Source organism: Polyangium sp. 6x1, assembly GCF_029946515.1.
In the GTDB taxonomy this organism is placed as follows: domain Bacteria; phylum Myxococcota_A; class Polyangia; order Polyangiales; family Polyangiaceae; genus Polyangium.
Genome location: NZ_JARZHH010000001.1, coordinates 254,788 through 277,063, shown reverse-complemented (window position 1 = coordinate 277,063; position 22,276 = coordinate 254,788). Strand labels below are relative to the sequence as shown.

The window sequence follows — 22,276 nt, the reverse complement described above, 5'->3', positions numbered from 1 at the left end:
ATGGGAGCGGCCAGCCCGCAGCACGATTGCGTCGCTGGTGAAAGCGATAGTCGTGAAAACTTCCGCGTTCAGGACATTGTGGCTGCGATGAATTCTTTCGTGTGCATTGAATCCGGGGGCCACGTCGAGCCCGTCTCTGGTGGGAGAGTTCGCGCCCTCCACGCTCTTCGGCGTATTCGGCTTGTCCGCATGCAGCGGTGGGTGTCGGTGCGGCGGTCGCCGGCGTGGTCGATGACGGTGACGGCCAGTTGCGTGAGCGGCTTGCTGGCCTCACGAGCCCGGCATGATCCTCGGCTACCCCAGCGCCGCGAGCGTATTTCCGGGACAAACGATTCGTTTTCATGTCTCCACCGATGCCCCCGAGTTCCGGATCGAGCTTTACCGGCAGGGCGCCACGCTCGAGCGCGTGGCCGAAACCGACTGGATCGCGGGAGAGCGCTTTCCACGGCTCGCGCCCTACGACGATGGGGCGAGGGCCTGGCGGGGCCACCCATTTCAGATCCCCCAGAGCTTCCGGACCGGCGCTCATGTCGCGATGTTCATCGAGGGCGATGGCCACGGCCGCGAACGCGCATGCCAAAAGCTCGATCGCTCGAGCGCCGACGGGCGCGAGGCCAAGGCGCTCTTCGTCGTGAAAAACCTGACGCCCGGCTCTTCCGCGCGCATCCTTTACAAGATCCCTCTCTTCACGTATTGCGCGTACAACGCGGAGGGCGAGCCCAGGGGAAGCCTTTACACCTGGCCCGGCCGCAAGGTCACGCTGCACAGGCCCGGCAACGGCACGGGTGGCACGCCGTGGGACGCGTTCGCCGTCGACGTCTACGACCTGGCGTCGCCTCGACAGGTGTTCGAGCACTGGGACGCCAAATTCATCCGCTGGCTCGAGGCGAACGGCTACGACGTCGATTACGCGACCGATCTCGACATCCACGAAGATCGAGGCCTCCTCTCGGCCTATCGGCTCCTCCTGAGCGTCGGTCACGACGAATACTGGAGCGCGGCGATGCGCGAGCACATCCAGGCCTTCGTGAATCGCGGCGGCAACGTCGCTTTCTTCAGCGGCAACGTTTGCTACTGGCGCGTCAGCGTCGAGGACGGCGGAGCCGCGATCACGGTCGACAAGAGGCGGGCCCCCGGGGAGCGCCTTCCCTGCGATCTATGGCGCCGTATCCTTCCCGAGAATGTTCTCACCGGCGTGGGCTACGCCGGCGCGGGCGGGCAATGGAATGGACCGCGGCCGTCGAACGGCGGCTACACGGTCCGGCGCGCGCGACACTGGGTCTTCGAGGGCACCGGGCTCGACGACGGCTCCGTATTCGGCGAGCGCGAGGCCGTCGTCGGCTACGAGGCCGACGGCGCCGTGTTCACCGAAGGCCCCGCGGGCGTGCCGATGCCGACGGGCGAGGATGGCACACCGCTCGATTTCGACATCCTCGCCACGGCCTCGGTTGCGGGCTGGGAGGGCGCGAGTCGCGGCCCCCTCGCGGCTGCGACGATGGGCCTTCATGCACGTCGCGGGATCGTCTTCAGTGCAGCCACGGTCGACTGGCCGCGCGTGCTCGACGCGGGCGAGCCGGCGGTCGAATGCATCACGCGCAATGTCCTCGACAGGCTCGGCGCTGCGTCGGTACGCATCAGCGGCTCCTTCCCGACCCGGTGCGGCCGTCCCGTCGCCATCGAGGGCGAGGCAGGCACGTTTTACATCGATACGAGCTCCTTGCCGCCGGGGCGCGCGCTCACGTATCGCTGGTCGGCCTCCGGAGGCGAGACCGGGCCGCTCGACGGCCCCTCGCTCACACTGACGATGCCCTCGCCGCGCGCGCCGGTGACGGTCAGCGTGCTCATCGACGTGGAGGGCGATCCCGCGGGCGCATTCGGCACGCTCACCGTCGTGCCCTACACACGCGCCGAGGTGCGCTGGCTGGAGATGCGGTGCGAGGTCGCCGCAATCGCGTACGACGGGGGCCCGACGGAGCACGCGACGCGCTGTGGAGCGCGCGACCCCCTTCTATCTGCATCCGAGTATGAGCCGCTCGATCCGACGGAGCCCTTCTTCCAGCGCCCCAGTGCCCCGCCCGAAGCGCGGATCGTACGCGCGATCCGCGATCATGCCGATCGCCTCGCCGAGCTCGCGCGCCAGTTGCTCGACGAGCTCTCGGAGACGGGATGAGCCATCGGTGAATTGCATCGCGGCGAAGGGCCGCCACGAGCGAAGGGTCCTCAGGACCGCGAAGGCGTGGGGCCGTGCTTTCCGGCAGCGCGCGGGATCATTCGTCGCCGTCCCGGATGCCGTCCTCGTCCCGGTCGAGACCGATTCGCTCGCCGGTCCCGGGGGGCACGCACGTGAAGGTCAGCTCGCGCTGGAAGAATTGCGCCAGGTTGAGCAGCGCGGTCTTTGAAACCGTTCCGAACGACTGGTAGCTCGACGTGAACTCGTTCGCGCCCACATACAGGAAGCCGACCTCGTGCAGCGCGAAGCGGGTCTTTCCGACGAGATCGCATTCGCCGACCTCGGCGCGTGCAACGAGAAGATCGAGGCGCACCTTCGCGGCGGCGCTGTTGTGGTTCGTGACGGTGACCTGCTGACCGACGATCGGCGCCAGGTTGCTGTCGAATGCCAAGAGGAATTGCTCGACCTGCCTGCGCACCGGGTCGCCTGCCCCCGGAGGGCTCTCGTCGAAGCCGTTCGGAGAAACGGGGGGGCTCGCGGGGAACGACGTCAGATTATCGAACCCGCGTGAGTTCATGAAGCGGAAGACCGTGTCCTCGGACCCGTCGTTCGTGAAGCCGAATCCGCGCACCTGGTCGCCCATGTGCTGGTTGTCCTTGGCGAAGATGTTTGGCACCTGGTCCATGCCGAACATGCCCACCTTCTGGTACAGGTTGCGCAGATGCGGGACCTTCAGGCTCTGGGGTTGCTCGTTGACGATGTATCCGCCCGCGGTGCCGAAGAATCCCGGAATGGATTCGCCGAATTCGGCGTTCGCGGCCGGGTCGAGCCTGTGGCACGTCTCGCAAGCGCCGGCGAGGGCCCCACCCTCCAGGAAGAAATGATCGCGCCCCGCTTCTTGGTCCGGCGTGAGCGAGTTGTCGAGGCTCCGGATCGGGTTCGGCGGGTACATCATCTGGAGCGCGAAATCCGCGAAGGACTCCATGTCGTCTTCGGGGATCGGCTCGCTGCGGCCGAGCAGATCGACAAACCCGGCCTGGAATTGCCGGAACGCCGCGCGCTCGTCGAAGGTCCCGGCGTTCGGCTGCGCGCTCGGCTCGTCATTGCCGCCGGTGCGATCGCCGCGCCAGTGCATGGGGCCATGGTTCGCCATTCCGCGCAGGCTCTGCGTCGTCATTGGCCCCTTGAGCGAGGAGAAACCATCGAACGTCGCGAAGAACTTCGGAAATGGACTGGCGATCGGCCCCGGCAGGACGCCTGTCGGGCCATCCGGATTGCCGAGGTTCCAGGCGAGGCTATCCATGTCGCCGAAGACGTGGCAGCTCGCGCAGGACGACTCCCCGTTGGCGGAGCTGAATCGAGCGTCGTAGAGGAATTGCCGGCCGCCTATGACGCTCGCAGGCTCGGGGTTGTAGAGCGGGACGCGGCCGACGACGGCTTTCGTCGTCGTGTTGACGATCGCGATCGAGTTGTCGAACCGCGTGAGCACGTAGAGCCGATGTTTCGACTCGTGGAGGACGAGGCCCGTCGGGCCGACGGGCTCGTCGCCGTCATCGAGGACGATTTGATTCGAGGCGCTCGGGGTGAACGTGTCGTTCTCGAGCGCGGCCGTGTCGAAGACGCCGATCTTGCTGGAGCCGAGCGCCGCGACGTAGAGCTTCGAGCCATTGCTGGTGATGGCCATCCCGACGGGCGTCGACAGGCTGCTTTCGCTCACGGCGTTGGGCAGCGGCGCGCAGCAGGAGGCGTAGTTGATGTGCTTGTTGAGGTGGCGCGGCTTGACCGTGCCATTCGACAGCACCGAGACACGGGCTTCATGCAGGTGACCCCGGACCGTCGAGCCGGCGAAGATTCCCGGACCCTCGAATCGCTGAAGGTTGTTCGCCTCGGTGTTCGTGACGTAGACCTTCCCGTTCACGGGGTTGACGATCATGTTGTAGAGGACCGTGCCCACACCCGTGTAATAGCCCGAGCTCCCTGCGAGCTGCGCGGGGGGGTTGGCCATCGCGTCGATGACGAACACGTCCTTGTCGGGGAGGGAGAGCTTGACGGCCGGATCCCACGCGGTCCCGCTCTCGTCCACCCAGTGATTGCCGTCGTACTTCACGATCAGCGCCGTCGGCGGCTGGGGGTCGCCGTCCGCATTGGTGTGCGGCGGCGGCATCGCGCCATACTTGAGGACGAGGTTCCTGTGAATGCTCGTGGTGCGATTGCCCGTGTGGAAGCCGGCCGCGTAGACCCGTTGCCCGTCCGGGCTCACCGCGAGCGCCCGTGGCGTGTCCGTGAACAGGCTGATGATGTTGAGCGGGACCCCTCCGAGCGTGCTCGATCCGAGGTTTGTAGCGTTGAAGACCCAGACATCCGCCCGGCCAATGCCGGGCGTCGTGAGCTGGGGATCAAAAGGAGCGTTTTGGCCGCGGTGCGCCGTGGTAATGAACGCGCGGCTGCGGCTCGGGCCGCCGAACACAATGTCGCGCGGCTCATCGCCGACGAGCAGCGTCCGGACGACGCGCGGCGCAAAGGGGGCGGAGACGTCCACCACACTCACGCTGTCGGAGAGATGATTGACCACCCAGACTTCGCTGTCATTTCGCGCCGCGACGGCGACAGGCTCGAGTCCGACCGTGACCGACCCAATATGCAAGAGCCCCGAGGTCGTGACATGGAACACCTCGAGCCGATTGTCGGGGGTGTTCACGGCGTATAGACGCTGACCGTTTGGCGAGAGCGCGAGAGGCCGGACCTGGCCGCTTTCAAAGAGTGTATAGGACGCCGCACTGGCAGGGCTCACTTGCAACATCGCGCCCGAAAGGGCGGCCGCGAGGGTGAGCCAGGTCTTGTTGCGGCGACGTGGCGCCGCCGTGCTCATGGCGTGATCGAGCCCGGAGCCATGGAGCTCCCGCGTGTGGAGATCGGTGGACATATCTCCCCTTTCAGCGACCAAGCAATCGCCCAAGGTCGGACGAATGGAATTCAGCTAAGCGGACAAGGCAGAGGGGATCGATGGTCGACATGAACGGACCATCGCTCGACTCCTCCTACCTATCGGTTGGGGTCTTCTTCCTGCGAGTGTACTGACTACCCGGTCCCTGTCCGTTTTTCAAGATTATTTTGTATCCCGGTGCGCATGAATGGGTAGAACGCCAAATGTTCGACGCCATCGTTGGCATGAGCCTTTCGTCACGCCCGCGTGGTCGCGGCACGCTCACGAAAGGCACCTTGCCTTTTCGGCGCTCGTCCCCACCCGTCCCTCTGCGCCAACCCTCGCTTCCCGTATCCTCACGCACGGGCAGCGCACACGGATTCGGCTGGAACAGTTCTATGAAGAGGTCACCGTTCCCGCACCCGCCGCATCGGTTTACCTGGCAGTCACTGGGGTGGTCGCGGCGCTTTCCATGCAGGGCGCGGTGACCGCGCGCATCGGTCGGCGTGCGACCGCTTCCGTCGTGCGAGCCCCTCTATAGAGAGAGTGGTCCGGAGGCGAGGGGCGATCAGATGCGGCGGAGACCGGTCGCGCTGGCGAGAAGCATCTCGCGCACGGCCTGCGCGCGCTCGCGGGCGACGGGCACGCTCACGCCGCGCCGCTCGGGGCCGATGCCCACGCCGACGAAGATCCGCGTCTCCCCCCCGTCCCGTTCGAGTTCCTTGATATGGGCCGCATTCACGAGCCAGTTGCGGTGGACACGCGTGAGCGCCCGGCCGAACGAGGCCTCGATCGCCGACAACGAGAGGTCGAGGTCGAACGTGCCGTGCGGGGTGTGCACCGAGGTGAGCCGGTCGGCCGCCTCGAAGGCCCATACCTCGTTCTGTTCGAGGAACACGAGGCTGCGCCCGCGGCGCGCGACGATCCGGAGCGGGCTCTGGGGCACGACGAGGCGACGCCGAGCGGCGAGGCGTCGGATGCATTGCTCGACGCGCTCCTCGGTGAACGGCTTCAAGAGGTAATCGTCGACGCCGAGCTCGAATGCCTCGATCGCATGCTCCTTGAACGCCGTCGCAAGCACGAACATCGGCCGCCGCGGGTTCTGCACCGAAGCCCGCACGAGATCGAGCCCGGTCTCGTCGTCACCTTCGAGCGCGATGTCGACGAAGACGACGTCCACCTCGAGCCCGGCGGGGGCCGGCTGCAAAGCCTGGCGCGCCTCGCCGACGCTCGCGACCGCGCCGACGACCTCGGCGAGGCGCGAGGCTTCGAGCAGCTCGACGAGGTAATTGCGCGCGGGCCACTCGTCCTCGACGACGAGCACGCGGAATCGAGACGTATCGACGGTCCTCGAAAGATCATTCATCGCGTCACCTCGACGTAGGTCTCGGGTCCGGGGCCATTCTTCCGCCGAATGCACGGGAGCTCGACGATGGAACGGGTCCCGTCGGGCGAGGAGTCGAGCCGCATGGCCGCATCGGCATATTTGAGCGCGAGGCGTCTCCGTACCACGTGCAAGCCGAGGGCGCCGGCGCGCGGGGGCGTGTTCGGGATTCCGGGGCCATTGTCCTCGATGGTGCAGACGAGGCGCGCGTCGGCGCCTTTCTCGGCGGGGGTCACGACCGCGCGCACGAGCACGGTCCCCCCGCCGCGCCTGCGCAGGGCCCCGTGCTTGACGGCATTCTCGACGAGCGGCTGAAGGAGGAGCCGGGGCAGGAGCGCGTGCTCGGCGCGGGCCTCGATGTCCCACTGAAAGCGGAGGGCGCCGGCGTGACGGGATTCGAGGATCTCGGCATAACGATGCAGCCATTCGATTTCTTCGTCGAGGGTCTGCATCTCGTCCGCGTCATGCAAGGCGTCGCGGAGGAGATCGCCGAGGCAAGCGAGGAGGCGGCGCGCCTCGCGGGGATCCTGGGTGACGAGGCCGGCGATCGCATTCAGGGTGTTCAGCAAGAAATGGGGCTCGAGCTGCGCGCGGAGGTGTGCGAGCTCGGCCGCGGCGCGGAGCTTCTCGGCCTCGATTTTGAGCTTTTCGGTCTCGAGCGCGCGAAGGCGCGCATCCTCGGCCGCGAAGGGATACACGACCACGAGGGCCCACATGGCGCATATGAGGAGGCCATACCCGATGCCGATGCCCGCGATGCGCAGGTACGTGCGGGAGGGCTCGGTCTGCAGGCCGAGGCTGGGGACGTTCCGGGCGACGGCGGTGATGGCGAGGGTGCACGCTGCGCCGACAGCGGCGGCGACGAGGAGGTTGGCGGTGAGCGCGAGCCCCGACCCGAGACGCCTCCGCGTGCCCCAGCGGGAGCTCAGCGAGAGGGTGAACATGAGGGCGGGGACACTCACGACGAGGAAGATCGTCACGACGGTCGCATTGCGGTCGCGGCTGAGGTACGCGGGGACCACTTGGAGAATCATGACGCCGAGGACGACGAGCGTCCCGACGGCCCAGCGCCTCCCGCTGAAGAATTCGGCGTAGAGCGGCGAGGGCCCCGCCGTGTCGGTTTCGCGCATGGCGTGATGATAACCGCCCATGTTGTCCGGGGAAACCACAAGCTGCGCGAAGTGCTCGATCGGGTGCTCGTGATTCTCATGCGCTTGCGGTTCGGCGCAGGGAGATGTGCGCGAGTGTACGGCAGCGCAAGAATGCCCTCATTCGAATCGCCTCGTGATATCCGGCTCGTCCCCTCCAGGGCACGGCTCGTCCGGCGCGCATGACCCGTCGTCGGATTCTGCTCGCCCCGCGCGTCCTCGTCGGTACGGTCCGACTTCGGATGGCTCGCACAGGATTGAGCCCATCAAGAACCTGAGGGTCCAATCGGGGTCCGCGGCGAGAGGGCCCGGAGCTCGCCGTCGGGCGAATGAGGGGTGTGCGCGCGAGTACGCCGAAGGGGCGGCGTTGCTGACGACACGCGGCCGATCGCCGGAGCGCCCGGGTAGCCAGTTGTAACCACTCGTAACCGCCGCCCGACCGCACGACGTGGTCGAGTGCGCGCATGCGCAACCTTTCTTCTCGACGACTTTTCTTTTTCCCCGTCGCGGCCTGCCTTCTCGCCGTCGCATGCGGCAGCCCCGAAGATGATACGACGAAACCGAGCACCTCCGGCGACGCGGGGACCGAGCCCCCCGATACGACGCCCGTCGATAACCTCGCGCTCACATGCAAACCCGCCCCCGGATCGTCCTCGCCGCTCGACATCCCGGCGAACACCCTGACGAAGATCGACGTCGACACGACCGGCATCCGAGGGAACTCGCTCATGTTCCTCCGCGAGGGCAAGGTGGTCCTCGCCTCGCCCGCGGTCGATGTCGGCGCCGAGCCGGCGGGCGCGGCGCGCAGCGCCGTCATGACGTTCGACCCCGCGACGAAGGCCTGGTCGACGACGCCCACGATGTTCGGGGTGTCGCTCTCGGGGGCCCTTCAGCCGGCGTTCGCGCCGGACGCGGCGTACGCATTCACGAAGGTCTACGGGACGTCGACGCTGCTCGAAAAGGTCGATCTCGCGGCGCTCACGAGCACCGCGGTTGGTGACGAGTCGTGGAAGACGGACGTGAGCCCGACCTGGGCGGCGTTTCGTGACTACGGCAATCCGTTCGGGACCATCGACCAGACGAATCTCGTGTGGGATTCCGCGCACGAGGCAGTGTTGATGCTCGGCGGCCAGGCGCCCGGCGCCGCCAAAGCGACCCTCGGGAATTGGACGTTCGATCCCAAGGCCAACACGTGGCAGGCGTCTCCGAGCGGCACAGACATCGCGCGCGCCCTCTTTACCGATCTGGAGACGACCTCGAACAAGCTCCGGCTCGTCGTCGCGCGCGCCCGCGCCGCGTGGCATCGCGGTTTGTCGGCCAGCGATCTCGCCGCGCGGGTCCAGACCGACATCGTCCCGGCGTGGCAAGGGCTCGATGCCGAGCTCAAACAGCTCCAGAATCGCGTGGCCGGGCTCGGTGGCATGTCCGGCCTCGACGAGCAAAGCATTGCAATGGGCAAGACGAAGATCGACGCGGCCGTCGCCGGTCATGTGGCCGGCGTGGAGAAGCTCGGCGGTGCGCTCGCCGGCGAGACGCTCACCGAGCTCGATCGCGTCGCCGCCGCGGTTCGAGAAGCCGCATGGGCCGTCGCCCCCGAGCCGCCCCCGCGCATGGGTGCCTCCGTCGCCGTGTTGCCGGACTGCAGCGGCCTCGTCCTTTTTGGTGGAACCCATGGCGATTTCGTCACGGCTGACACCTGGCTCTACGATTTCGCCTCGCGGCGCTACCGGCAGCTCTGGCCCGAGCATTCGCCGAGCCCGCGGCACGGCGCCCGCTTCCTTGGCATGACGGGCGGACGCGCGCTGCTCGTCGGGGGCAACACGTTCCGCAAAAAGATCGACGCGCAAATGCCAGACGAGAAGCTCCCGACCGAGGCGTGGCTCTTCGACGCGACGACGATGAAATGGTCCTTCGTCGCGGGCGTGCCCGCGGAAGAAGAGGCGGCCCTGATGCGCGTCGTCGGCGCGGCGCACCTCGGAGGCGATGCGATGCTCGCGGTCGCGAACGGCGGCTCGGAGTACGTGAGCCTGCAGCGATCGAGCACGTGGGCGCTCCGGCTCGATCCGAATACGCTCGACGCGTCCGCCACGGCCGCGAAAGCCGTCGGCCCCGGCACCTCGTATTCACGCACCGAAGCCACGCCCGGCTGGTCGCCGGCGTGGTACGACGAAGCGCCGCGCGATCCGGAAGGCACGTTCGGCGCGTGGGTCGACGCATTGCCCGAGAACGTCTGGACGGCGCTGCCGACCGCCCCGCGCCCCAACACCTCCCGTTCCTGGGGCAGCACGATCTTCGACGAGAAGAATCATCAGATCCTGCACTGGACCGGCGGCCACCAGTCCGACCCGACGAACGCCGTGCAGCACCTCCACCTCGAGACGGGTCGCTACAGCATCGGGCACGTCGCGGAGGCCCTCGGCATCGGAAACACGTTCAACGGGCGCCCCGATTGCAACAACCACACGTACAACGCCGTCGCCCTCGATCCCGTGTCCGGTCTCCTCATTGCGCCGCATCGAGCAGGCACGCACGTGTACGATCCCGCGCTCGGAGACTGGGTCGATTTCGTTCCGACGCAGCCCTTCGGCTACGACCTCTATGCCGTCAAGACGGCGTCGACCCCGGTCGGCGTCGTGGCGTGGACGGGCGGCCCGACGGCCGGCGGATTCTTCGGAAAGTTCGTCGCCGACAAACACGCGTGGGAGCCCCTTCCCGTCACGGGTGAGCTCGCGCCCATGGTCGGCGGTGACGAAGGCGGAATGGTCTACGACTCGAAGCGCAATCGCATGCTCATGTTCTCCGCGCAGGGATACGACGATCCGGGCGGGCAGGTCTGGGCCTACGACTTCGCTTCGGGGGCGGCGGCGGCGCTCGACCCGACGAACCGCGCCTTCATCGACGACAGCACCGGGGCATCGGGGCTCAATCGTGTTCGCGAGACGGTCTACATCGAGGCCCTCGATCTCGTGCTCTTCGTGCAGATGTGGGTCGACAACCAGCAGGTCGGTTATGACGTGGCGAACAATCGCTGGGTGAAGACGAACATCGCGCGACACCCGAACCAGCAATTCGGCAGCGTCGATTGCGGCATCGCCATCGACGCCACGCGCAGCCGGCTCTATTCGCTCTGCAACTACGCCGAGAATTTCGCGCTGCGCGCGGCCTTCGGGAACATCACGACGACGCCTCTCTGAGCGGCGCGAACACGCCTGCTTGTATTGCCTTCGAGGAGTCGCGCGCCATGCGATGGGCGCCGTGGCGCGTGACTCCCGAGTCGAGTGTTTAAAGGAGCTTACAATGTTGATCGATCGACGACTTTTTCTCGGGTCCACGTTCGCGCTCGTCGGGGTTGTCGGCCTCGGCGCGTGCGGTGGTGGCAAGGGGGACTCCGGTGCCGCCGGCGGCGGCGGGACGGCGGGGGGCGGCGGATCCGACGTGACGCCCAAGGACATCACGACCGTGAACCTCACCGCGGGCACGAGCGGCAAGCTGCTCCCGTGGACGATCGGGCATTTTTTCGTGGAAGGAGACATCCCGCAGAAGGCCCGGATCGTTGCGGATGTCGACGAACTCCAGGCCGTCGTTCGCAATCGATGGCCCGACGGTTCGGTGAAGTTCGCCGTCCTCTCGGGGCGTTGCGATTTCACCGCTGAAACCCCTCGGACCGTGACGATCTCGCGCACCGGCGAGGCCGCGGATTCCCCGCCCGCGATCACCGAAGCCGATCTCGTCGCGGCGGCGCCGGACCTCGGCGTCCAGGTGGGCAATCTCGGCACCGTTTCGCTTTCGTCCGCGCTCGGCAGCCCGGTCCAGCAGATCCTCTCGGGCCCGGTCGCTTCGGAGTGGCGATATCGCCTCGACATCGACGACCAGCTCATCGTCTGGCTCTTCGTCCGCCTCTACAAGGGGGGCGCCATCGAGACGTTGGTCAGCGTCGAGAATGGCTGGTTCGACCCTGCAGGCGCCATCAACAAGGTCGGTCGCGTCGTCGTGACGTCGAAGGGCAAGACGCTCTACGACTCGATGAGCGACATCGACATCAAGCACCACACGCGGATCGTCTGCACGGACGGGTACAGCGGCAAGCTCTGGCTCGATACAGATCCGCAGATCGTCGTCGCGCACGACACCACGTACCTCCAGCGCAGCGCGGCGGTTCCCTCCTTCCTCGCGGAGTCGGTCAGCGGGACGCTCCTCGAAAAGCTCGCGGACAAGTACGTACCCTACGCGCAACACAACCTGCCTGGAAACTCCCTGGGCGGCGGCGGTGACAGCCAGTCGATCGGCTGGCTCCCGCTGTGGGACGCCACCTACGTCGTCTCGGCCGAGCCGCGCGCGCTCCGATCGGTGCTGGTCAACTCGTTCGCCGCAGGGGCATGGAGCGTGCACCTGCGTGACCCGAAGACGAACAATCCGCCGACGTTCGCAGCGTATCCCGACGTCAAAGTCCCGCTTTCGACCGGAGAGGAATACGGGGGACGCGCTTATTACTCGGGCCAATACGGCACGGATTGGGACATCTCGCACGGATGGCTGCCGGGTTATGTCGCCTATCTGGTCACGGGAGATTGGTGGCACCTCGAATCGCTCCAGTTCTTTGTGAAGTGGACCCACTACACCCTGAGTATCGATGGGCGCGGTGGAACCACCGGCCTCATGGTGCGCAGCCTCCAGGCGCGCGGGACGGCCTGGCAGATTCGCAACTGCGGAATGGCCGCCGCGATCACGCCCGACGAGGATCCCGAGCGCCTCGCGTATGCTGGCGCCGTGGGCGCGTCGCTCGTGTGGATGCGCGGCTATCACACGAATGCGCTCGGGCTCGTGACCGAGCCGGACCAGGTCGCCTGGGGTGATCCGGGCGGACAACGTACGTGGATGAGCGATTACGTCGTCGGCTCGGTCGCGTGGGTGCTCGACCTCGAGATCTTCGACGCGACCCACGAGGCCGACGCGGAGGCGTTCATGCAATGGCTCGGCAAGGGCCTCGTCCAGCGCATGTCGGACGGCTCGAACCCCGAGGGGTGGCATTGGGCGCATCAGGCCTATTCGCCGAATGTCAGCACCTTTGCTTACCCCGACAATCAGCAGCAGGCCAACTACGACGCGAACTGGGGAATCGCGTTCGAGCGATTCGCAGGCCGTCCCAACGGGACCGACCTGGACGACGGAAAGATTCACGGCACGAACTGGTCGACCCTCGGCTTCGAGGGCATGCCGGTGAAGGAGGGGTTCGGCGCCGACTACTTCGAGTATGCGATGTGCGCGCTCGCCCAGTGCGCGAATCGGCAAATCGAGGGGGCGGAAGCTGCGTTCATGCGGATCGCGCAGGCCTCGAATTTCCCTGCGTGCCGCGCGGCGCTGGCCGAGGATCCGCGCTGGGGGATCGGGCCCCGCTCCTTCGTCCACCAGTCATAGGACCCTGATCGCTCCGGCGTGTACGGAGGGTCGACTTCGCTTCGAGCCGTCGACCCTCAGGCGCCGCCGCCCTGAACGTCAGGCCTGCGCCGCCTCGACGGCCTCGGCGAGCACGTCCTCGTGGACGACGCTCATCATCTGCCGCGCGATGTCGTTCACGACGCGCTGGACGCGCTCGGCGATCGCCTTCGGCGCGGCTGCGAGGGCTGCGTTCAGCTCGCTCAGGCCCGCGTCGAGCAAGAGCGCAGCTTCCTCCTGGGACGTCGCCTCCTGCAGAAGCTTCGCAGCTTTGCTGGCCCGGGCGAGGTGAAGGGAGGCCTTGGTGCTCACAGGCTGCGCAACGTATGACCGGAACCGACCGTGTCAAGGCCCGGCCGGAGCGACGCGTGGGCGGCGAGTTGGTTGCTGTCTCACGCTTCGACCTCGCGGCGGTGCGCCAGCGCTCGTCGTCGCAAGGTGGTCCTGAAAACCGTATCCCCGACGTATCCCGTGACGGCGCCTGGACGGTTCCTTCAGCGGTACCTCCATATCGAAAGCGTACGTGTTGGGACACGGGACCAGAATCCACGAGGCCGGCTCGGTACGTCGATTCGCCGGGGGAGCGGGGTTCTGCTAGACCTGCCCGCGATGTCCACCCTCAAGTTGCCGAAAGACGTCGTCGCCGACCCTCGTCACGACGCGGTCGTGCGCCTCCTCGAGACGCACGCGCGTCCGTTATGGGAGCGTGGTCGCCACGAGGTCGCGACGCTCCCGATGACCGACACGCTGGCCGCGGAGCTCCGCGGCGCGCTCGTCGCTGGGCACGCCTACCAGGGCCTCGAGCTCATCGGCGAGAAGCTGGCCGGCGAGCAGAAGGGCCTCGACGCGCTGAACGAGAAGACCCCCGGCAGCCCGCAGAACGCCCGCGTGTCGCGGATCCTCTTCCTGGCGAACGACGGCAGCGAGCGATTCTATCGAGATTGCGAAGCGCTCCTCTCCCGCTACCCGCAGCGCCTTCTCGCGTGCCGTCTCGACATTCCGGGCGAAGAGCTCGGCAAAGCGCTCCTCGGCAGCGCGAAGATGGTCCGGAGCGTGCTCGTCGTCGACAAGAAGGTCGGCGCGAGAGCCCTGCTCGCTTTGCTTCCGCCCGGCTGATCGCGCTCGCGCCCGAGGCGAAAACGAGGATCTGCGTTGCGCCCCCACGCAACGTCACGTGAATCATCACGAATACAACCCACGAGCCTGGGCGCGCAGCAAGCTCATCTGCGCAGCCTGCTGTGCCGAAGGGCGTGGCGCTGCTTCCCCCCGGCGCCGTCCGAGATTGCGGCCAGAGACCACCCATTGCACTCTCGGCACATGTTCCACCTGCCGAATCCCCCGGAGACCTTCGAAGGCCGAACGGACGAGCGCGCGTGGCTCCGCGAGCGTCTCGCGCAGAGGCCCCTCTCCATCCTCTGGGGTCCGCTCGGCCTCGGCAAGACAGGGCTCGCGCTGCGCGTCGTCGCGGACCTAAAGAGCCCACGCGCCGCCTATCACTCGGCGCTCGACACGCCCGAGGACACGACCTTCCTGATCAGCCTCGGGCGGGGCCTCGCAGGGCTCGCCGGAGAAGCGGTCGAATGGATGGCGCAGGGGCGCTCGCGCGCCGATCTCATCATGCTGAACATCGAGCTCGCCGAGCGCGCGGGGGCCGTGGTTCTCGTCGACGACCTCCACGCAGTCGATCACGACCTCACCGAGCGCCTGCTCCTGTCGATCTGCCGCTATGCGCGCAAGAGCCGGTTCGTCGTGATGACACGCACGCGCCCGCGCCACGAGGAGCTCGCAGACAAGGCGCTGCGCATCGAGCCGCTCCCCGAAGAGGATCTCGCGCGGCTCGTGCGTCGCTGCGCGCCATTGCGCTCGGCCCCCGAGGCCGCGGCGCTCGCGCGCGAGGCCATGGGCTCCCCATTCCGCGCACGCCGCCTGGTCCTCTCGCAGGGAGCCGATCCAGGCGGCTCGTTGCTCGTCGATCTCGGCGACGAGGCGAAGCGCGCGGTGCAAGCGTTGCGGGTCGTTCGCTTCGCGGTCGCGCTCCCCGCGCACGTGGCGCGCGAGCTCGACGAGCGTGGCCTGATCCGGCTCACGGCGGGCGGGGTTCGCCTCGACGATCGCCTGCGCTCCCTTCTGGATACCGAGCCGCTCGACGCCGCCGAGGCGCGGCGCACAGCGCTTTCGCTGCTCCTTCGCACCGAGGGCCCTGCCGCATCGTTCGAGGCCGTACGGCTTGCGATCGAGGAGGGCGACGCGTCCCTCTGCACGTCGCTGCTCGACGAGCGCCTCTTCACGATCTGCGCGGCAGGGTATGCCGAGGGGCTCTTCGAGCTGCTCGGCCGCCTCGAGAGCCCCGCCCTGATCGGGCATCGGCTCGGCTGCGCCGACTGGATCCATGGGGGTGCGTCGCTCGCATGGGCCGCGGCCCTCGCCGAGCCCGCCGATCCCCGCGTGCGCCTGCTCTGGTGCCGGTTGCTCGTGCATGGTGGCGCCGTGGCGCGGGCGCGCGACGCGGCACGCGCGCTCGCGGAGCACGGGCCCCACGACGTCCAGACCGACGCGGCGTTGCTCCTTGCGGACATCCTCCGCCACACGGCGGAGGTCGACGCGTCGGTCGCCTTGCTCGAGCGGCTCGACGTACGCACCACATCCCAGCGGATCGATCGCGACCTGCGCCTCGCGACCGCGCTCATGTTGCGCGGGGACTTCGCCCGCGCGACGGACATGCTCGCGTCCATGCCGGACCAACTCGAAGGCCTGCGCGTCGAGGAGCGCCGCCGGCTGCGCGCCACGCTCGCCTCGGCGCTCCTCGCGTCCTCGCGCTTCCGCGAGCTCGAACGCGTGCTCGGCGACGGCGATCCGCCCGCCGATTGCCGCCCCACCGAGCTCTTCGCGCACCTCGCGCTCGCGGTCGAGCGTGGCCGCTTCGGCCTCGGGCGTCGGCTCCTCGATCGCGTCGAGCCCTTCGTCGACGAGTCGGTCTACCTGCGGTTCGTCCACCGGTACAACACGCTCCGTTTGCGCCTCTTCGCGGGGCCCGGGGAAGGCCTGGAGGAGCTCGCGCGTGAGCTCGCCTTCGACGCGCCGCTGTTCAAATTGCCGGAGCTCGTCATCTGGTCGTTCTGCGCCAAGGCGGCGGTCGACGTCACGTGCGCGCCTCCTGCGACGCTCGCGGATCTTCCGGCAGGAATGGCTGTCCCGGAAGGGACGGCGCGCGTGTTGCTCGAAGCGTGGCAGGTGATTGTCGCGGCGCGTCGCGGCGCGACGACGGCTTCGTTCACGGCGCCGCCGGACCTGCCGACCGACGTCGGGCTCGTCGCGCGACGCGCGGAGGCGGAGGCTGCGATCGCCCGGGAGGAGCTCGATCTCGCCGACGGAATCGCGGAGAGCGCGCTGGATCTCGCCCGGCACGAGGGCTTCGCCATCGAAGAGGCGAACCTGCTCGCGGTCCTGCTCGACGTGCGCCTCCTGCGCGCGGCTCGGGGCACGAGCGCGCGCACGCTCGTCGAGCTCACGGCGCGCGGGCTCGCGCAGGCCGCGGAGCGACTCGGCTCGGCGCACCTCGCCGCGGAGGCGCGCCTCGCGACCTGGCTCGTCTCGGACCGGAGGGACCCGGCCGTGCTGCTGGAGATGGCGGAAGATCCGGCGTCGCCCGTCGTGCGCCGGCGAGCGCGGGGGCTGCTCGGGCGCGAGGTCACGCTCGACGCGCTCGACCGAAGAATCGTGGAGCGCTCGGCCCACGCGGTGACACGGAGCGAGGATTCGGTGGTGGTGCTCGACCTCGAACAGCGCGCCGTGCGGCTGCCCTCCGGCAAGCAGGTGGACCTGTCGTCGGCGGACTTGCACGTGCGCATTTTGGAGGTCCTCGTGCGCGGTGGCGGGCGCGCGACGAAGCAGGACCTGGTGCTCGGCGCGTGGGGCCTCGCGAGCTACCATCCGCACCGCGACGACAAGCGGCTCCAGGTCGCCGTCCACCGGATGCGGCAGGTGCTGGAGGAAAATCCAAAAGAGCCGGCGCTGCTCCTCCGCGACGGAGACGGCTATCGCCTCGGCGTGCTGGTGCGTCTCGGCCGCCTCGGCGCGAGCGGGATGTAACCGCTGGTAACCGCAAGCGCGCCCGTTCTCGACGCATCTTGCTCTCCATCAACGCGGTCGCGCTCCTTTGCAGCGCCGCGCCGAAGACGAACACGGAGGCAAGATGTCCCGCTGGATGGGTTTGTGTATGCTCTTTTGCCTGGCTCCTGTCGCTTGCGTGGCCGCGCCGGTCGTGGAGGGCGACGTGGAAGACGCGCTCGACGACACGGTTTCGAGCAGCGCGGAGGCCATCACCACGGGGACCGAGGAGCTGTTCGAGAGCAACCTCAAGACGGGCGCGCTCACCGCGACGCAGATTCGCACCAAGTACGCCTCGAAGCCTGCCAAGTTCGGCAACTTCGTGCTGGGCATGCGTCAGCGATCGTGCGTCGCCGGCGTCTGCGGAGCCTGGCAGGGCGCCACGGTTCCCGTGTACGAGCAGACCGACGCGCTAGGCAGCGAGTACGATTTCAGCGTCACCATGGAAGTGGACGGCCTGGCACAGCTCAAATATGGGACCGGGACCAATGCCAAGAATCCGGTTGTTTACGGGACGGCTTATGTCACGCCTGTCGGGTTCCCCGGGGAGTGCTGGATACCATTCAACGGGATGTTCAAGACGGCGTCCGGCAAAACGACGGCGCCCGTCTCCCATTCCTATCATTGCAGCTCGGGCGGGAAGATCGCGCAGTATCGCATCCTCCCGCTGCTCGCGAACGCGGCCATGAACGCCACGCGCTTCATCGCCCGCAGCGACATCAGCGAGACGACGCCGCGTGCGGACGGGAGTTCCTGGGAGCGCCAGTACGTGATTTACGCGCGGCTCGACCCGGCGGAGACGACGACGCTGGTCGTCGGCGACGACGGATCCCTCTTGGCGAGCTGGTGAAGCGAGCGATGAGCGGGCGGCGCTGTCTCCCCCCGCGGCGCCGCCCGCTCGACCCTGGCTTCCTCGAGACGCTGACGCCGAGTAGCCTCGATTTCACGACCGCGACCTGGACCTGGGGGACGGAGACCTTCGGCGGCGACGCGCCGGCGTGGAGCCTTCAAGGGACGGGAGGCGGCGGCGAGGTCGTCCTGTCGAAGTGGCGGTACATTCCTCAGCTGAGGTCGTTTGCGTGGAGTGACGGCGTCGCCTACGCGGCATCCGTGGACGGCGTGACGCGCGACGGAATCATGCAGCTTTGGCGCCCGAGCGGCACGTAGTCGTGAAGGGGTGGCAGTCCACCCAGGCAAACCTTCGCCGCCCAAACGCCTCCGCGGGAGATCGATCTCGTCGTGGGCGGGCGGGCGTGATACTTTCCTTGCGGAGGAGCGCATGACCGAGAAGAGGAAGATGGAGCTCGAAGCGCGGCTCGTGATTCGTCGGCGCGGCATCGTCCATCCTCGGCATCCTCGCGGGATCGCCCCGACCCTGCGGCGGAGCTGAGAATTGCCGCGCGAGATCTTCGAGCTCTCCTTCTCGAACGGGTTCGCGCGCACGCTGCACGAGCGCGCGCTCGGCGCCATCGAGCGCGATTATCCCTGGGATAGCCTCGATCCAGCTCGTTATCCACCGCTCCTCGTCGCGCGGGCCCGCTTCGGGTGGACCGAGAATGCCTTCAACGAGTTCACCACCGCCGCGGCGATGGGCCAGATGTTGCAGGCGCTCGTGCAAGCCCGCGCGCCGCTCGACCTCATCGGCATGGCGAGCCGGTTCGCCGTGGAAGAGGTGCTGCACGTCGAGCTCTGCGCCCGCATGGCCATGCGCCTCGGTGGAGGCGCGCCGCTCCATTACGATCCCGAGGACCTCGTCTTCGAGCTCGACCCCTCGCTCGACCCGCTCCAGCGCGCGACCGAGATCGTCGTGCGCCTCTGCTGCGTGGGTGAGGCGCTGAGCTTTCCCCTGCTCTCCGGCGCGATGCGGAGCGCCTCTCACCCGCTCAGTCGCTCGATTCTGGAGACGATCGTCAAGGACGAGGCGCTCCATGGCAAGTTCGGCTTCCTCTACCTCGACTGGATCGCCGCGGAGCTCGGGCCCGCCGAGCGGGATCGCCTGGGAAAGGCCGCGCGCGAGACGGTCGACGAATATCGTTCGCTCTGGGAGAATACCCGGAGCCGGGTGGTGGACGGCGTGACGAGCGAAGGGTTTCTCCTGGAACACGTGCGCGAGCTCGGGTGGATGGAAGCGTCGGCGTATGCGGAGCTCGCGCGGGAGACGATCGAAATGTCGGTCCGGGGGCCGCTCGCGCGGGTGGGGATCCTCCTGTGAGGATCAAGCCTTCTCGGGCGGCCTGATCCCGCGCCGGTCATCGATTCGAGCGAGGTGTCGCTCGTCTGCGCAGGACGAGCGCGAGGGCGGCGAGCGCGGGGAGTGCGAGGTCCGGGGAGGGCATTCGCGTCGGGGCCAGTCGAAATGCGCAGAGGCTCGTGGAGATGGCCTCGCCGTCGGGGGCGGCCGGCACCGCACCCGAGCTTCCGCCGGTGCCGCCGGTGCCGGTGCCGCCGGTGCCATTCCCGCCGGTGGCGCCGGTGCCATTCCCGCCGGTGCCATTCCCGCCGGTGCCGCTGCCGCCGGTGCCGCTGCTCCCGCCACCGCCTCCTGTGCCGCTGCCGCCGCCGCCACCGCCGCCACCTGCGCCGCCCTGGCTCATGCAAAGGCCGGTCATGCACAATCCGGTGGAACACATCGACCCATCCGGCGCGAATTCATTCGCCGGGCACGACGTGCCGGATCCATCGCACGTTTCGGCCACGTCGCATTCGGTCACCGGATTGCGGCAGACGACTCCGGCCGGCTGCACCGCGTCCGGGCAATCGACGCTAACGCCGCTGCAGGAATCGGCCGTGTCACATGCTCCATTCTTCACGCGACAAGTCGTCGCGGCGGGCAGGAAAGCGTCCGCCGGGCAATCGATGCTCGCGCCGCTGCAGGCTTCGGCCTTGTCACATGGGCCATTCGCTACACGACAAAAGATCCCGGCGGGCAGGAAAGTGTCCTTTGGACACACAATGCTGCCGGTGCACACCTCGGCCTTGTCGCATGGTCCCGCCTGGGGGCGGCAGATCGTCCCTGGTGGCGCAAACTTGTTGAGGCAGTACGGGCTGATACCCGTGCACGTATCGTCCACGTCGCAGGGGGACGCCGACGCGGGGTTACAGAACGTGCCCGCGGGCAGCACCTGGTCGGGCGGACAGAGCGGGCTCACCCCGTCGCAGAAGTCCTCCACATCGCAATCTCCCTTTTTCTCCCGGCAGAGAATCCCTGCGGGACCCGCCGCGTTTGGAGGGCATACCCCGGCGTTGCACGTCGCGGGCACGTCACATACACCCGCGGCCACGCGGCAAATGCCGCCCGTGGGTACCGTGACGCATGTTCCGTTCGCCGGCGCGCCGAACGCCGTGCTGCACGCCATGCAATCGGTTTGGTCCCCTCCGCCGCACGCCGTGTCGCAGCAGACCCCGTCCACGCAGAAGCCGCTCGGGCAGTCCGCCGGGCCCTTGCACGACACGTCGATCCGGAAAGCGTACTCCGCGCCGATATACGGCTTTTGCGAGTAATAACCCTCCTCCGAGGGCGCGGTGGCGGCCACGACGTCGCCCGAGATGACCACGCTGCTGCCGAACTTCGACGGGCCAGACGTGCCGCCGGGGAAGGGGTTGTAGTTGCTCGGCCGGTACGAGCCGTGCTGGAACCAGAGACTGCCGGTCCTGCCGAAGACATAGAGCATCCCTTCGTCGCCGTTCTTGCCGGGTGCACCAGCCACGATCGTATCCGCGTCGATGTCCACCGAGGCGCCCAGTTTGTCGCCGGCCGCCGCGTCGCTCGCCGTGAGAATGGCGTGCGGGACCCATACGCCCCCGCTCACGACATGGACCTGGAGCGCCCCTGCGCCCGTCGCGGCAATGTCAGCGTCCGGCATACCGAGCACGAGTGCCGTGCCGGAGAGCGCCAAACTCTTTGGGGTGCCGGTCATCGGGAAAGGCAACGTGGCCTCCGTGTCCCAGATACCATTGCTGCGCAGGAGCACGACCACACGGTTGCCGCTGAAGAGCGCGATCCGGTCGCCGGAGACGGCCAGAGGGGCTTGCCATCCGCCTCCGGGCGGCGGTACCACCGCTTCCTGCGCCCAGCCCTGCGCGCCGTTCACGTGAACGTAGAGCGAGCCCGAGCTCAGCGCGGCCATGGTCGTCCCCGAGGCGGCAATGCCGCTGCCCACAAGGCCGATTTGTGTTTGGTTGAGGGTGCCGTTGGGCTGTGGCTCGTACACCTCGATCGGGGCATTGGAGGGCGCGATGAACAGGCTCCTCCCGCCGATGGCCAAGGCCCCGTAGGGGTAGGGGCTGAGGGGGAAGCCGGTGCCGGGGCTCGACGTGTCGTAGAATTTTTGCCAGTCCGGGGCGAAGCGGGTGCCCGGGGGATAGAGCCCCCCGAGGTCGGGGCCAAAAAAACTGACGGCCAAAAAGCCGTCCTCGAGCGCGATGCCCCGTCCATCCTGATAGAAAGCCACATCGAGGACGTCCTTGGTGATGAGCGATCGTCGCACGTTCAGCACCACCAGCGGATCCACCATGACGGGATACACCGCGCCGGCGTCGTCGACCCGGAGCGAGATCACGCGCCCGCCCTCCACCTCCATGCGCGAGGGCAGCACGCGGCCGAGCGCGTCGAAGGCCGAAAGCTCGCCATAGCGGAGCGAAATCCCCCCGCTCGCGTCGCGCAGCGCGATATCCCCGGCGCTCGCGCCCGGTGTGGCCTCCATCCCGGAGAGCGCGAGCGACAGCTCGAAGCCCCTCTTTTCGCACGGCGGCGCGGCCAGCGTGAAACCCTGCTCGATTCCCTCGGGCTTTTGCTCGTACCATTCCACGAGCGGTACGCCGTGCCGGACGTACTCCACGCGCCCCTGCGCGGCGTGCACGACGGCGGGTCCCACGGGCCGCGGATCGCCTTTGCATCCGGCGCCGGTGAGCGTCATCCCGCGGGCCGGGCCCTGGTTCCGCGGAGAAAACCGCATCCCCTCCGGGCCGAACGCAGCGAGCACGGCGTCGCTCGCACCCATCTCCGCGGCGAACGCCGCGCTGCCGGAGAACACGATCCCCAGGAGCGCGGCGGCCCCCGACCACGGCAATGCCCGGTTCTTTCTGCTGGAACGCATGCTGGCACCTACGTT

The 22,276-nt window shown here is 68.0% G+C and carries 13 protein-coding genes; 8 read left to right on the top strand and 5 right to left on the bottom strand.

The genetic code is table 11. The features are described 5' to 3' along the window. The first annotated feature begins 283 nt into the window (after positions 1-283). Positions 284-2,170: a N,N-dimethylformamidase beta subunit family domain-containing protein gene (locus QHF85_RS01010; protein ID WP_281325101.1), complete on the top strand. Its 1,887-nt coding sequence runs from the start codon at positions 284-286 to the stop codon at positions 2,168-2,170. Between the two features lie 97 nt (positions 2,171-2,267). Here the strand turns inward: QHF85_RS01010 and QHF85_RS01005 are convergent, their stop codons facing one another. The 3 genes from QHF85_RS01005 to QHF85_RS00995 all read right to left on the bottom strand — a co-directional run bounded on the left by QHF85_RS01005 (position 2,268) and on the right by QHF85_RS00995 (position 7,607). Beyond that, a complete protein-coding gene (locus QHF85_RS01005; RefSeq protein ID WP_281325530.1) occupies positions 2,268-4,970 on the bottom strand; it encodes a hypothetical protein in 2,703 nt (900 codons plus the stop codon). Positions 4,971-5,661: 691 nt separating this feature from the next. Further along, on the bottom strand, positions 5,662-6,459 hold the full coding sequence (locus QHF85_RS01000) for a LytTR family DNA-binding domain-containing protein (RefSeq protein ID WP_281325100.1): 798 nt from the start codon (positions 6,457-6,459) through the stop codon (positions 5,662-5,664). Next, complete coding sequence (locus QHF85_RS00995) at positions 6,456-7,607, bottom strand: histidine kinase (protein ID WP_281325099.1); 1,152 nt, start codon at positions 7,605-7,607, stop codon at positions 6,456-6,458. Before QHF85_RS00995 ends, QHF85_RS01000 begins: the two co-directional genes overlap by 4 nt. Before the next feature lie 482 nt (positions 7,608-8,089). On the opposite strand from QHF85_RS00995, the gene QHF85_RS00990 reads away from it, so the two are divergent. Both QHF85_RS00990 and QHF85_RS00985 read left to right on the top strand, forming a co-directional pair. Then, positions 8,090-10,819, top strand: coding sequence for a kelch repeat-containing protein (locus tag QHF85_RS00990; protein WP_281325098.1), 2,730 nt, complete (start codon positions 8,090-8,092; stop codon positions 10,817-10,819). Positions 10,820-10,922: 103 nt separating this feature from the next. Beyond that, a complete protein-coding gene (locus QHF85_RS00985) occupies positions 10,923-13,040 on the top strand; it encodes a hypothetical protein (RefSeq protein ID WP_281325097.1) in 2,118 nt (705 codons plus the stop codon). 78 nt (positions 13,041-13,118) lie between these two features. On the opposite strand, the gene QHF85_RS00980 is transcribed toward QHF85_RS00985, so the two are convergent. Further along, on the bottom strand, positions 13,119-13,370 hold the full coding sequence (locus QHF85_RS00980; protein WP_281325096.1) for a hypothetical protein: 252 nt from the start codon (positions 13,368-13,370) through the stop codon (positions 13,119-13,121). Between the two features lie 297 nt (positions 13,371-13,667). Here QHF85_RS00980 and QHF85_RS00975 point away from each other — a divergent pair, with 297 nt between their 5' ends. The 5 genes from QHF85_RS00975 to QHF85_RS00955 all read left to right on the top strand — a co-directional run bounded on the left by QHF85_RS00975 (position 13,668) and on the right by QHF85_RS00955 (position 19,377). After that, entirely contained in the window at positions 13,668-14,174 is a 507-nt protein-coding gene (locus QHF85_RS00975; RefSeq protein ID WP_281325095.1) for a hypothetical protein, read from the top strand. Between the two features lie 201 nt (positions 14,175-14,375). Then, entirely contained in the window at positions 14,376-17,147 is a 2,772-nt protein-coding gene (locus QHF85_RS00970) for a hypothetical protein (protein WP_281325094.1), read from the top strand. Between the two features lie 103 nt (positions 17,148-17,250). Beyond that, a complete protein-coding gene (locus tag QHF85_RS00965) occupies positions 17,251-18,015 on the top strand; it encodes a hypothetical protein (RefSeq protein ID WP_281325093.1) in 765 nt (254 codons plus the stop codon). An 8-nt stretch (positions 18,016-18,023) separates the two neighbouring features. After that, a complete protein-coding gene (locus QHF85_RS00960) occupies positions 18,024-18,332 on the top strand; it encodes a hypothetical protein (protein WP_281325092.1) in 309 nt (102 codons plus the stop codon). A 226-nt stretch (positions 18,333-18,558) separates the two neighbouring features. Beyond that, on the top strand, positions 18,559-19,377 hold the full coding sequence (locus QHF85_RS00955; protein WP_281325091.1) for a ferritin-like domain-containing protein: 819 nt from the start codon (positions 18,559-18,561) through the stop codon (positions 19,375-19,377). Between the two features lie 37 nt (positions 19,378-19,414). Here the strand turns inward: QHF85_RS00955 and QHF85_RS00950 are convergent, their stop codons facing one another. Continuing rightward, complete coding sequence (locus QHF85_RS00950) at positions 19,415-22,261, bottom strand: hypothetical protein (protein WP_281325090.1); 2,847 nt, start codon at positions 22,259-22,261, stop codon at positions 19,415-19,417. Between the last annotated feature and the right edge of the window lie 15 nt (positions 22,262-22,276).